The 13,511-nt window shown below is 35.5% G+C and carries 8 protein-coding genes and 2 pseudogenes; 8 read left to right on the plus strand and 2 right to left on the minus strand.

The window, feature by feature from the left end:
• Nucleotides 1–515 (plus strand): annotated as a pseudogene (locus F6K23_RS28395) (RNA-guided endonuclease TnpB family protein); the annotation flags it as partial.
• 471 nt (nucleotides 516–986) lie between these two features.
• On the opposite strand, the gene F6K23_RS28400 reads toward F6K23_RS28395, so the two are convergent.
• Together F6K23_RS28400 and F6K23_RS28405 are read right to left on the minus strand one after the other, a co-directional pair.
• Complete coding sequence (locus F6K23_RS28400; protein ID WP_293162010.1) at nucleotides 987–2,486, minus strand: cyclic nucleotide-binding domain-containing protein; 1,500 nt, start codon at nucleotides 2,484–2,486, stop codon at nucleotides 987–989.
• A gap of 850 nt (nucleotides 2,487–3,336) precedes the next feature.
• Nucleotides 3,337–4,575 carry a VWA domain-containing protein gene (locus F6K23_RS28405; RefSeq protein WP_293162012.1) on the minus strand — a complete coding sequence of 413 codons (1,239 nt, stop codon included), beginning with the start codon at nucleotides 4,573–4,575 and terminating at the stop codon, nucleotides 3,337–3,339.
• Between the two features lie 359 nt (nucleotides 4,576–4,934).
• On the opposite strand from F6K23_RS28405, the gene F6K23_RS28410 reads away from it, so the two are divergent.
• The 7 genes and pseudogenes from F6K23_RS28410 (at nucleotide 4,935) to F6K23_RS28440 (ending at nucleotide 12,751) form a co-directional block, all read left to right on the plus strand.
• Entirely contained in the window at nucleotides 4,935–5,492 is a 558-nt protein-coding gene (locus tag F6K23_RS28410) for a hypothetical protein (protein WP_293162014.1), read from the plus strand.
• Nucleotides 5,493–5,628: 136 nt separating this feature from the next.
• Nucleotides 5,629–6,333 (plus strand): annotated as a pseudogene (locus F6K23_RS28415) (RNA-guided endonuclease InsQ/TnpB family protein); the annotation flags it as partial.
• A 322-nt stretch (nucleotides 6,334–6,655) separates the two neighbouring features.
• Nucleotides 6,656–7,345 carry an ATP-dependent Clp protease proteolytic subunit gene (locus F6K23_RS28420; protein WP_293162016.1) on the plus strand — a complete coding sequence of 230 codons (690 nt, stop codon included), beginning with the start codon at nucleotides 6,656–6,658 and terminating at the stop codon, nucleotides 7,343–7,345.
• A 40-nt stretch (nucleotides 7,346–7,385) separates the two neighbouring features.
• On the plus strand, nucleotides 7,386–7,982 hold the full coding sequence (locus F6K23_RS28425; RefSeq protein WP_293081746.1) for an ATP-dependent Clp protease proteolytic subunit: 597 nt from the start codon (nucleotides 7,386–7,388) through the stop codon (nucleotides 7,980–7,982).
• A gap of 382 nt (nucleotides 7,983–8,364) precedes the next feature.
• Nucleotides 8,365–9,000: a DnaJ domain-containing protein gene (locus tag F6K23_RS28430; RefSeq protein ID WP_293162018.1), complete on the plus strand. Its 636-nt coding sequence runs from the start codon at nucleotides 8,365–8,367 to the stop codon at nucleotides 8,998–9,000.
• 933 nt (nucleotides 9,001–9,933) lie between these two features.
• Nucleotides 9,934–11,178 (plus strand): FkbM family methyltransferase, encoded by a 1,245-nt coding sequence (locus tag F6K23_RS28435; protein ID WP_293162020.1) that lies wholly within the window; start codon nucleotides 9,934–9,936, stop codon nucleotides 11,176–11,178.
• Nucleotides 11,179–11,800: 622 nt separating this feature from the next.
• Nucleotides 11,801–12,751 carry a calcium/sodium antiporter gene (locus tag F6K23_RS28440; RefSeq protein ID WP_293162022.1) on the plus strand — a complete coding sequence of 317 codons (951 nt, stop codon included), beginning with the start codon at nucleotides 11,801–11,803 and terminating at the stop codon, nucleotides 12,749–12,751.
• Nucleotides 12,752–13,511 lie beyond the last annotated feature (760 nt).

The following is a 13,511-nucleotide window of genomic DNA, read 5'->3' on the forward strand; positions in this document are numbered from 1 at the left end:
ACACAAGAAACTTAGGTTAGCAGGGAAGTCTTTATCTAGAAAAACTAAAGGATCTAATAACTACCAAAAGGCTAGACTAAAAGTAGCCAGGATACACGCAAAAATTAAAGATTCAAGGCTTGATTACGCCCATAAGCGCGCCTACTCAATTAATCGCCCGAAAATCAAACTGTTGTGGTTGAGGAAATAGCCGTAAAGAATATGGTCAAAAAGCGGTGCGACCCCGCGACCACGCCAGCTCGCTTGCGGAACGCGCACCAACAGACCATAAGTTAGCCAAAGCAATAAGTGATGCCAACTGGGCAGAGTTAGTCAGACAGTTAGAATACAAGGCCGAATGGTATGGACGGGAATTAGTCAAGATTGACAGGTATTTTCCCAGTTCTAAGCGTTGTTCTAATTGTGGTCATGTAGTAGGAAAATTACCTCTAAGCGTGAGAGAGTGGGATTGTCCTGAATGTGCAACTCACCATGATCGAGACATAAATGCAAGTATAAATATTTTGCGGATGGGAACCCGCGGGGTGCGTAATATCATGTCCGGTAGCATCGGTCTTGTATAGTAAATAGGCAACAGGCAACAGGCAACAGGCAACAGGCAAGAAAAAACTTAAATTTCCTGTAGATATCCACGCTAACTTTTACACAAACGATTGCCTTCGGACATGATATAAGACGCAAGCGGTCAGACCCCGCGCCGCCGACAGGCGCAAGCGGTCGGAACCCGCGACGACGCCAGCTCGCTTGTGGAACGCCGACCAAGAGAGGGAACGCCCACGCTCGAAGGCTGCGGGAGGAGCAGTGTCAGCGCCAGTCGCTCATGGGGGAGACCCCCTTTGGCGGCGCTGACTTGTCTGTGGAGCGCGCCTTTAGACCATCTGAGAGTAAATCTCGTTTATGCGGGTGCGGCAGAAACAGAAAGTCCCTAACAGTGATGTTAAGGAATCCCGCGCTGTCTCGTGAGAGCAGCGTCGGGAGGATGTCAATTAAATACCAAAAAGAGTTTGAATCCGATTTCTAATCCTAGTAAAGGGAGTATTTTCTGAAGAACTACGATCAAGTAATCCTAATTCTTGTAATGCCTGTCGGCGTTCACAAAGCTTTCGAGAAATATCAGTAGCTAAACTAGGAGATTCTTCTAATAATCTTTGCAAATCATGTTGCTCTATTACAAATAAAATTGAATCTTCAAGAGTTTTTACTGTAGCGGTACGAGGAGAACCCAATAACAAAGACATTTCACCAAAAAATTCTCCTTCGTGAAGAGTCGCAATATATTTACCAGTTTTTTCAGAAATTACCTCAATAGCACCAGAAAGAATAATGTAAAAAGAATCTCCAACATCATTTTCTCTAAATATAATTTGCCCTTGAGGAAATAACTGTCTATAACCATATTCTATTAATTTTCTGAGTTTTAAATCCGTAAGACTTTCAAAATAAGTGACTCTTCTGAGTAGGTCTCGCAAAGTCCAATTATTGGGTGATTTTAATGCTGATTTTTTAATTTTAGGTTGAATACTGCTCTGTTTTTGCTCAGAAGAAACACCATTTTGAGAAAAAACTTTACTTTCGCTAGTATTCGTAACAATACTACTGTTAAATAAGCTACTCAAATCTTGTGGATTTTTTAACCATAAATCTCTCTGAGGAAAGGGAATAACTATATCCTGCTGAGTCAATTCATGCTCAATTAAAAAATTCAAAGAACTTTGAATTATATCGCTATCTTGAGGATGGTCAATCCAAACTAATAACTCAAAATCTAAAGAACTATCACCAAAACCTTTAAACCATACTTTAGGAGAAGGACGATTTAATACACTCGTTTCTGCCCGAGCAGCAGCTAATAATGCTTCCGTTACTAACAGTGGGTCACTACCATAAGCAACTCCAACTGGCATATGAAGACGACTTCTAGGATCTTTATAGCTCCAGTTAATAATATTATTTTCTACAAATTTTATATTAGGTACAATTACAAATATGCCGTCAAGAGTACGCACAATTGTAGACCTAATAGAAATATTTTCTACTGTTCCTAATAAATTGTCTACTTCAATAAAATCTCCTACCTTAATAGGCTGTTCAAATAAAAGTGTTAAACCACTAATAAAGTTACTAGCAAGATTTTGTAATCCGAAGCCAAGTCCAATACCTAAAACCCCTGCTAAAACTGTAATGGTTCTCAGATCTATACCAGCTCTTTGTAAAACAATTAAAATACCTAAAGTGGCAAGTATATAGATAATAACTGAAGCGATCGCTTCTCGATTACCTCGGTCTAAACCCATACGAGTTAGTAGTAATCTCTTGATTCCTTCTCCAATAGTACGAGCAATAATTAAGACTGCTACACCTAATAGAATTAGTCTGACAATAGCACTTATAGAAAGATGATTATCTCCAATATAAAAAAGTGGAGTTGTTAATGCTCTAGATAAGTTTTGAAACCATTCTTTCCCTTGTAAAAAAATCCAATTCATACTTAGTTGTAAAACTATTTTTACTTCCAGATTAAAACTTACCGAATAATTAATAATTAATAATTAATAATTAAATAATTCTGGTTTAAAGCCTCCCCTTGGATAGGGGAAAAAGTGGTCGTTAGCGTAGCTTCCCGTAGGGTGGGATGGCGAGGTCTCGGAGCCATATCCAATCGACCAAGAGAAAAGAAATAATATCTCCTGATATTCAATCAAGGACGGTTTTAACCAGAGGTAATTATCAATTATCAATTATCCATTATCCATTATCAATTAATGAAAGCCTTTTGCACGACTAATTGTTACAGTAACAGCATTGAGTAAATAATAAGGTTTCATTTTTATCTTTGCTTATTGCTTTGATTTGAGCATTGTACTTAATTGTTATGCAAAGTACTGTATAGGGGTTGGCGACTTTAATTAAATACATATGGGTTTTAGATAACAAGACACTGAGAACTTGACATTTCAATTGTTACTATTTCATCTAAAAATAAGTCAACGCTAAATTTTTAAATAAATTTAAATTTTTAATTATTATTTTAGTGGTTTGATGAATATTCAGCAAATAATAGTTATATATAGTAATTAGGAATCATATGTGAGAAACTGATAGAGAAGTTATGGGAATTATAGATGGAAGAACTAGATGTTTTGATTGAATCTAATTGAAAACAAAAGGATTGACCAAAAGGAAAAATTTATCTTGTTTATACTTGTAGAGTGACAGCTCGTGGCACAGCCAGACAGAGGCTTTAAAGCTTAATTATTTAAGATTATAGTTATCTAGATAAAATTTAATTATTTACCAGGGAAAAATTCCCTGGCTGAACTAATCAAAAAGTATCCTTTACTTTAAAATTGTTTTGGAGACAATTCTAGTTTTTTTCCGGTCTGATTCAGAAAGTTCCTCTCCATCTTGTAAACGAGTCGCACTGGTTTGTAAAACAGTTGCTGCTCCTGTATCTCCCATTTGTAATGCTGTTTTAGCAGCAGTTTGTAACATTGTAGCAGCACCCGCTCGATCGCCTTGTTGCAATTTTGTTTCAGCTATTTGAGTTTGCCTATATTTTGCTAAAGCTAAAATATGATTTTGTACTTCCGAATTAATTTGAGGCTGATATTTTTGCGTAACATTAGCTTCAACTAATATAGGTTCAGAAAGTAAATCTTCTTTACTTTGAGCAGGGTCATCATAACGAACTTGTAATTGGACGATCGCCTGTTTTCCTTCAGGTAATTGCCCAATATAAAGATTAACTAGAACTACTCTTTCTACATCTTTCATTAAATCTCCCAGTCTGACCATAAAGCGGTCGTTCTCTTTTTGTACGGGCAATTCAATAGTATCTGGTGCAACTTGTGCAATAGGTTTAAGTTCTGCTAATCTAACTCTAGGCATCAGGGATAATCGCAAATAAGAATTAGTAAGTCCCACAGATTGAATCCGGTTAAACAGTCTACCAAATTCCTCTATTGCCTGTTCTGGACGTTGAATATAAGCAAGAGTCCCCCCACCTGCATCAGCTATTTTTTCCAGAACATCTTGATTCCAATCATCACCAAACCCTAGAGAATTTAAAGTCATACTATAGTCAGTAGCCAACTTTGCTAATTTAAGACAACGGTCATTATCCCCATGCTCATTTTCCCCATCAGTTAATATAAAAGCCTGGGAAATAGCATCCTTTTGGCCTTTATCTAACTCTTCTATTCCTAACTTCAAACCCTCATCAATAGCTGTACCACCAGAGGATCTTAATCTGTTAATCTCGCGCTTAATACTACCAGGGTCATTAATAACTTGATTAGAAACAATCACCTTAGCTCTATGGTCAAAAGCCACAACTGAAAGGCGATCGCCCTCCTTCAATTTATCTACAAGTTGTCCTGCTGCTTGTTTTACAGTTTCCAGTGGCCTTCCTTCCATAGAACCACTATGGTCTAAAATCAAACATAGGTTTAGTGGTACAGTTCTTTCTAGCTCATCAGCTAGAGCTGAAATAGATATGGCCAGTTGACGTTGAGATGAAGATTGAGTGGCATCAATATTGGTATCGTTAAGAACCGAATGTAGATTAACTTTCATAGATATACTAGAAATTTTACTACTACTTATTTAAGGATATATACACAAATATAGGGAAAAATTTCGATATGAATACATAAAAATTAGGTTTCTTAATAAAGTTAATGACAGTCGAGTCTAGATATAGACCAAGAAACCCAATCTATGCTAAGTATATTACCTAAAAAACGACAGAAGGCTCCCGGTATAATCTTTAATTTACCGGGAGATGAATGGTGACAACGATAATTGTGGTTTCCGTTGGTCATGCTACCCCAAGGATGCCATAATTATCTACAAATCTTAACAGTTTATCCAGCAGATATTTTAGGTAAACTTAGTTATAATAATCTTATTTTACAAGGAGTTAATCACAACGAGTGCTAGTAATTGAAGCCAAATTAAAAGGCAGTCAAAATCAGTACAAAGTTCTAGATGAAATGATTCTCGCTGGTCAGTTCATCAGAAACAGTTGTTTGCGCTATTGGATGGATAATAAAAACGTCAAGCGTAACGACTTACAAAAACTTTGTGCTGTACTAGCAAAGGATAAAAATTTTCCTTGGGCTAAGAAACTCAACTCTCAAGCCAGACAAGCGTCAGCCGATAGAACATGGCAATCAATACAACGATTTTATCGTAATTGTAGACAGAACTTACCAGGAAAGAAGGGTTATCCAAAATTTCCTTCGGAATGCTGCGCAAACAAAAAATTCACTCGTTCTGTAGAGTACAAAAATACTGGCTATAAACTATCGACTGACAGAAAGAAAATTGAGTTTATAGATGGTTTTAAAGCTGGTGTATTTGAACTATGGACAACCAGGGATTTAGTCTGGTATTCTCAACAACAAATAAGTCGTGTTAGAGTTGTGAGAAGGGAGTCACGGTTATTATTGCCAATTCTTGGTCAACGTAGAGAGAAAAGAAACTCATAACTTTGAGGGTCATTTCAGTTATCAGTTATCAGTTATCAGTTATCAGTGAACCTCCGACTGAAGTCGGAGGCTTGAAATACTGAACTAAATATTTTTTTCATCCCCTTAAAAGGGGAGGCACATACCCTCATTTTTTGGTAATACAGTAGGAATTGATTTAGGTTTAAACGCTTTCTATACTGACAGTAATGGAAATGCTGTTGAAAATCCTAAATATCTGAGAAAGTCAGAAAAACGACTTAATAAACTACAGCGTCGATTATCACGTCGCCATCAACTAGGTAAACCTCAGTCAAATAATTATCACAAAGCCAGAAAGCAACTAGGGCGGGCAAATCTCAAAATCAGTAGACAGCGTAAAGACTATGCAGTAAAGACTGCAAGGGCGTTAATTCAATCTCACGATTTGGTAGTCTAGACGCGGAGCGGCGCGCCGAAGGCAGATTTAAAGATTGCTAACCTAGTTAAAAACCATAATTTAGCTAAGTCTATATCTGATGCTTCGTGGTATCAGTTCACAGAATGGCTTAATTATTACGCTAAATTACATGGAATTGTCTGTGTTTCAGTACCTCCACATTTCACATCTCAAAATTGTTCAAATTGTGGTCAAACAGTTAAGAAATCATTATCAGTGAGGACTCATAAATGTCCCCATTGTGGGTATATTGCTCATAGAGACCACAACGCTGCAAAGAACATTTTGGCAAAGGGATTAGAAATATTAGGAGCGATAGTAAACAGTACCGAGGGGCACGCCTCTTACAGAGGAGCTGCGCTAACGGAAACTGGGGTCAAAAGCCCAAACGCTACGGGAGAGTCCGACCTCTGGAGAGCGTGATAGCAATATTGCGACCTCTAAGTTGTCTTGATGAACGTAGAATCATCAATGATGAGAATCCCGCATCATAATCTTTGATTATGATGCTGGGAGTATGTCAATCAATTAATAATTAATATAATTAATAGTAAGTACGCCATTTTTGCCAAATAATTATGGTGAAATCCACACCTAGACAAAAAAACTTGGTTTTGTTAATGATATTTCAGAGTATTATAACTGAATTAAAAAAAATGGCTAATATCAATCATACCCGCTACAATAACGCTACAACACGCTAACATAATTTAAAGATAGTACAATCAATGTTAGGAATTATCTAATGAACTCACAAATAAAAGCAGTTCAAGCAGGGAGTTACTACGGAGACACCTCTTTTCGTACACCACCCCCTGATTTAGAATCTTTAATGTTAAAAGAACGAATCGTTTATTTAGGGTTACCACTATTTTCATCAGATGAAGTAAAAAGAAATGTAGGCATTGATGTTACTCAATTAATTATTGCTCAACTACTTTATCTACAATTTGATAATCCAGAAAAACCAATTTATTTTTATATCAATTCTACTGGTACTTCTTGGTATACAGGAGACGCAATTGGTTTTGAAACAGAAGCATTTGCTATTTGTGACACCATGAGTTACGTTAAACCACCAATTCATACAATATGTATTGGTCAAGCTATGGGTACAGCAGCAATGATTTTGTCGGCAGGAACAAAAGGATATAGGGCAAGTTTACCTCATGCTACCATAGTTCTTAATCAAGCTAAAACAGGAGCTAGAGGTCAAGCAACAGATATTTCAATTAGGGCAAAAGAAGTTTTAGCTAATAAGACAACTTTTTTAAATATTCTTGCTAGAAATACGGGGCAATCAGTAGAAAAGATTGCAAAAGATACAGATAGAATGCTCTATATGACACCCGAAATAGCTAAAGAATATGGTCTAATAGACCAAGTTTTAGAAAGTAGAAAAGAACTACCAAAACCACTACCCGCTGCTGTTTAAGTTCTCAATAAAATCAAAAAAATTAAAGGTCAAAAAAATTATGCCTATAGGTGTTCCTAGCGTTCCTTATCGTCTTCCTGGCAGTCAGTATGAGAGATGGATAGATATCTACACCCGTCTTGGTCAGGAAAGAATTATCTTTCTCGGTCAAGAAGTTACAGATGGGCTAGCTAATAGAATTGTAGCCTATATGTTGTATCTAGATTCTGATGACCCAAATAAGCCCATTTATCTTTATATTAACTCTCCAGGTGGCTCTGTAACTGCAGGTTTGGCCATATACGATACTATGCAGTATATTAAGGCAGATGTAATTACTATCTGTTTGGGTTTAGCTGCTTCCATGGGTTCTTTTCTATTAGCTGCTGGTACGAAAGGTAAAAGACTAGCTTTGCCCAATTCCAGAATTATGATTCACCAACCAATGGGGGGTACTCGTGGCCAAGCAACAGATATTGAAATAGAAGCTAAGGAAATTTTGCGTGTTAGATCGCAGTTAAATAATATGCTCGTAGAATGTACTGGTCAATCTTTAGAAAAGATAGAAAAAGATACTGATCGAGACTATTTTATGTCTGCTGAAGAAGCAAAAGAGTATGGTTTAATTGACCAAGTAATTGACGAACGTCAAAACTAATAATTATAGCACTACTCAAATAGGGCGCGGACATTTATAAATGCGGATACGACCCCGGGACAATGACAGTCCCAAGCGGTCGGAACCTAGCGTTTTGCTTGGCAACGTATAAAGCGCAGCGGCTCTGCAAAAGCGGGTTTCCTCGCCATGGGAACGCCGACTAAGAGAGGGAACGCGCACCAAGTAGTTCAAAGTAGGTCAAGTATAACTTCTGACTTCTGACTTGCGCGTAGCGCTATAGTAGTAGGGTGAATTAAGTAGGTAGGCAAATATAGATTGAAAAAAAATTTGTCTAAATTCTTGAGAATGCCCAAAATTAATGTGTAATTGATTTTACACAACTACTTAATATTCACCCTACTTTATTTTCTGTAAAAAAGATATGGATATTGGAGATTATTATCGACAATTAGGGTTAAATATAGGAGCTAGTTTAGGAGAAGTTAAGGCTTCTTATCGACGACTAGCACGGCTATATCATCCAGATGTTAACCCCGACCGGCAAGCTAAAGATAAATTTATTGCAGTTACAGAAGCTTACAAAATCTTGTTGAAAATTGCTCCTACTCAAACAGAATTACCATACAATTATACTGTCAAATCAACAAAAAATAATTCAAAACCAGAAACTAAATCTCCACAAACTTCACCCTCAAAGCAAACAAAAGTTAAAGTAACTCGTAAGTCGAATCAACAGAAAAGTAAATCCCACTTATCGGAAGCAGAAAAACAACTGAAGCAAAATTATTATTTACATTTACAGCAATTATTAAAATATAAAAGATATCCTCGAGCGATCGCTCTAGTAGAAGGTTTGGCTCAAAGAATCCCTCAAGATTGGGAAATACGACAATGGCAAGCGATCGCCTATCAACGTTGGGCACGTCACCTCATTGGAGAAGGACAACTGGATAAAGCTAGAAACTATTTAAAGAAAGCACTCAAAACAGATCCCCACAACCGTGCCCTCTGGTCTGAGGTAGAACGTGATTTTCGTCAATTAGAAAAAATTTATTAATTATTTGTATATTCGACCAATCGTTGTATAATGTACCAAGTTTTTTTATTAGATAAAAATATAGGAATATTCGTTTAGTTTGTGACGTTATCCCTCGTTAAGCTAGCGCTATAACTAGGGCTTCTCTCCCTCACGGAAAAGGGCTTCCTGCAATGCTTGCGCAACGCTGCGCGAACAAAGGTTGAGCATCCTCTTAAGCTCCACAGGCTGCAACGATGAGACCCACCGCCGTTTTGTACTGTCCAGTTCTGTACTCACCTAGCTACCTTCAAGATTTTACCGACAAATCGGAAATTACGCTTGACTTCACCAGTTGAACACCAGCTCTCGAGCTGTCTCGGTTCTGCAATTAGGTGCGTATTACCGCTATTCCTGATTAGATTAATTATAGCATAATTCTTGTTACTTTACAGGTCGTGATTCCCCTCCCGTTAAATCAGAGATTATAAAGGGAGAGCCCTCGCGACATTTAGTTAGACATCTCCATAAAAGAGGGAGTAGGGAGTAGGGGGGGGAAAGAATTAATAAATAAGAGTGCAATAATTGATTGGATTTTTTATTATTGGAGATGTCTATTGAGAAAAAGAGAATAGAGAATAGGGTTAAAGGCTTCAAATTTTTTTCTCTGGTGCTAAATTATTTATCTATTTGACTAAAAGAATAGATTTTATTTCTCCTGACTAATGCTTGCCGTACTTCTTTAATCCGACAGTTCCCCTAACTGACTACTAAAAACACCTTAAGTATTTGTAGCAAACATTTATCTTTTATGTGGCGGGTTGAATACTCATGCAATTTTTCTTTCTGCCTTCTGCCTTATTAAAGAAAATGGTATAAAAGCTAATAGATTAAAATATATACTAATATTTTGATTTGCTTTAACAACAGTAATTTCTGTTTAAAATAAAAAAAAATAATCAAAAAAAACTAACAATGACAGATATAAATCAAGATTTCCAAAAAGCTATAAATCTGCAAAAAGAGGGAAAACTAAAAGAAGCAGAGTCAATATATATTGACATACTCAAGTCTGATAGTAATCATGTACCCACCCTAATTAACTTAGGTTTAATAGAGCAAAACCAGGGCAAACTAGATGAAGCAAGTCAATTCTATAAATATGCTTTTTCCATAGAGCCAAACAATATATCTCTACTTTATCTCTTAGCCAAAATTACACAAGAATTAAATCAATTAGACGAAGCTATTATCTATTGGCAAAAATTAGCAGAACTCAAACCAGATTCTGCCCTAGAATTTTATGGAAATATTGGTAATAGTCTAGTTCAACAAGGCAAATTTGATGAAGCACTAAATTACTTTCATCGTGCCTTAGAAATATCGCCCAAAAGTTTTCAAGCTCATCAAGCGATCGGTAATTTATTAATTAGACAAGATAAACTTTTGGAAGCTAAATCAGAATTTAGTCAAGCATTAGAAATTAATCCTAATTATCAAGTAGCTAAAGTTTGGTTAACTTTAGTTGATAAGTTACTCAAAAGAGACAATCTAGTTTCATTCAATTATCAAAACACCCCCATAAAATTTGAAATAACAGGAAAAAATCTAGCAGTAGAAATTGCTCATGTTGGTGGTAATTTTTATGAATTAGCCCAGTTAGAGTCGATCAGACAAAACTTAAAATCATTAAATCCAGTTATAGTTGATATTGGAGCAAATACAGGGAATCATTTAGTCTACTTTGCCAAATTTATTCAGCCAGCAAAAATCATTCCCATAGAATTTCATCCAGAAATTATTGCAGCTTTGAAGAGGCATATATCAATTAACCAAGTCGGCAATATTGACTTATCTAAATTAGGCTACGCTATTGCTAAAAATCGTGGTAAATCTTTCATAAAAGAACATCCTGCTAAAGATTTATTTTTAACAGAAATTGACAATGAAATCATCAATGCTCAAGAATTAGTAGTTTTTCCTTTAGATGAAATAATTACTGAAAAAGTAGACTTCATCAAAATTGATGTACAGGGCAAAGAAATAGATGTTTTGGAAGGAGCAAAAAATTTGATATCTAGCTATCAACCTGATATGTTAGTTGAAGTTGCCAAAAATAATATCAAGGATTTTAGGAAATTTTTAGCAGCAGTAAACTATCAAATAGTTAAAGCATTCGATCATGGAAGATATGTCAACTTCTATCTTAAACATACTTAATTAATGGATAATGGATAATGGATAATTGATAATTACCTCTGGTTAAAACCGTTACGGAATTGAATATAAGGAAATATTATTTCTTTTCTTGGTCGATTGGATATGGCGAGGAGACCTCGCCATCCCACCCTTCGGGAAGCTGCGAAGATCGACCGCTTTTTTCTCCTTAAAAGGGGAGGCTTTAAATCAGAATTATTTAATTATTAATTATTCGGTAAGCATTTAGCTATTAGCGGTCAGCTATTCCTAGGTCATGCTGCGCAAACAGCTTTTGAATGAATGAAATAAAAATTCGTTTAACTTGTACTAAATTTTTACCTATCAATTTAAGCACAAGAAAGATTTGTTTTGAGTTTTTAACTTATATAATTCAAGGGAATGAAGCTGATAGCTGAATGCTTACGGAAGTGTTTAAATGAATATAGACTTTAAGGTCAAAGGAACCTGCTTTTGTCAGATTTTATTATGACTATATTCTAGCTTAATAAGATTCCTTAATATAGGCTTTAAATCAAGTTCAAAAACAATAGCTGATAACTGACGACTATTTGCTTACAAAAATACTCACTAAAGCTTCAATTTGGATTGGCGACAAATATATGTAAATGGAAAGAAGAAACTAATGCCAAACTTAATTATCTGGATCGTAATATTTATAGTCAGCTTATTCGTTCTGATTAAAGCTTCTGACTTCTTTACAGATGCAGCAGAAAAAATAGGTATATCTTTAGGAATTTCTCCTTTTTTAGTAGGGGTAACAATAGTATCAGTAGGAACCTCTTTACCAGAGTTAGTATCATCTATTATCGCTGTATACCAAAACTCCTCTGAAATTGTTTTTGGTAATGTCGTTGGTTCCAATATTGCTAATATTTTCTTGATTATTGGTACTGCATCATTGATAAGTAGTCCTTTAAGGATACAATATGAACTAATTAATGTAGATTTACCACTATTTGTTGGTTCAGCTTTTTTATTAGGTTTAACAGTTTTAGATAATAATTTTTCTAAAAATGAAGCTATTATTTGTATCTTGGGATATGTTATCTATGTTTTATACACTATTAGTAGTGGTAAGGAAGAACAAGAGTTAGAAAAAGATGGAAATAGAAACTCAAAGAAAACTTTACCAACCAAACAAATAGCCATTGTGATTGCTAGTTCATTATTTGTCTTTTTGGGGGCAACCTATACAATTGAATCAGTTACTAAAATTTCTGAAATACTCAATATTGCTAAGGAATTAATTGCTTTAAGTGCAGTTGCCCTTGGTACATCATTGCCAGAGTTAATAGTTACAATTTCTGCTGCTAAAAAAGGGAACCCTGAAATTGCCGTAGGAAATGTCTTAGGTTCTAATATTTTTAACTCATTAGTAGTAATGGGAATACCAAGATTAACAGGCAATTTAGTAATTCCTGAAGATGTTATTGGTGGTGGATTATTGGTTTTATTAGCAGGAACAATTATGTTCTTTTTTGTCACTCAAGATAAACAAGTAACTCGTTGGGAAGGATTAATATTTTTCCTATTCTACGGGTGGTTTATTGGCAATATATTTGGGTTAGTGTGACATCCTCCGAACTCCAATACTTGAATTTGTAATTCCTGGAACAATAGGGAGTAATACCAATTTGAGAAATCTTTGTTACTATTTCTTGAGTAGGGGAATGAGGGAAAAGTAAACACAAGATTAATTAGGACTAACTAGGGTGCTAATTATCAAAAAAGTTATTTTCTGGTATTAATCACTTAATAATTGAAGTTTCACCTAAGTATAGTATTCTTTTTTCAAATTGGTATAATATAAAATCCTTTTATACAGTAATCGCAAAATTACTTCCTCTTAATGGGACTTAAACAAAACAGATTCATAAAATAATCTCATACCATTTCTCAAAAACTTTTCTACATTTTATTTAGCTGGGGACTTAACCCTAAGAGCAAATTGATAAATGTTTGCTACAAATAGCTAGGATATTTCTTAGGAGTCAACTTACCCCTACTGCTCCCAGGAGAGGAAGTCAGGAGTCAGGTAGGGGAGTCGTCGGATTGGCGACGTACAGAATGAATGGCTTCAATACCATTTTTTAGGTCGGAAATCATCCTTTTTGTCAAAGGGTATATCCTATAAAGTCTTTTTATTCCTCTTACTGGCGCGTCAAGCTTGAAATAGTGTTTTAGGAAAATTCTCCAAACCTTGTCATAGCAAGAATTATACTAAAAAATTTAATACATCATTTTCAGCTTGACGCGCCATTACTATTCGTAACATTCTTTTTTTTAATTGGTATAATATCATTTCTCAAAAACTTTTCTACATTTTCTTGAGC

The organism is Okeania sp. SIO2C9 (genome assembly GCF_010672455.1).
Classification (GTDB): Bacteria; Cyanobacteriota; Cyanobacteriia; order Cyanobacteriales; family Microcoleaceae; genus Okeania.

Coding starts and splice junctions, on each gene's coding strand:
- F6K23_RS28400 (WP_293162010.1), bottom strand. CDS start 2,486: ATGAATTGGATTTTTTTACAAGGGAAAGAATGGTTTCAAAACTTATCT.
- F6K23_RS28405 (WP_293162012.1), bottom strand. CDS start 4,575: ATGAAAGTTAATCTACATTCGGTTCTTAACGATACCAATATTGATGCC.
- F6K23_RS28420 (WP_293162016.1), top strand. CDS start 6,656: ATGAACTCACAAATAAAAGCAGTTCAAGCAGGGAGTTACTACGGAGAC.
- F6K23_RS28425 (WP_293081746.1), top strand. CDS start 7,386: ATGCCTATAGGTGTTCCTAGCGTTCCTTATCGTCTTCCTGGCAGTCAG.
- F6K23_RS28430 (WP_293162018.1), top strand. CDS start 8,365: ATGGATATTGGAGATTATTATCGACAATTAGGGTTAAATATAGGAGCT.
- F6K23_RS28435 (WP_293162020.1), top strand. CDS start 9,934: ATGACAGATATAAATCAAGATTTCCAAAAAGCTATAAATCTGCAAAAA.
- F6K23_RS28440 (WP_293162022.1), top strand. CDS start 11,801: ATGCCAAACTTAATTATCTGGATCGTAATATTTATAGTCAGCTTATTC.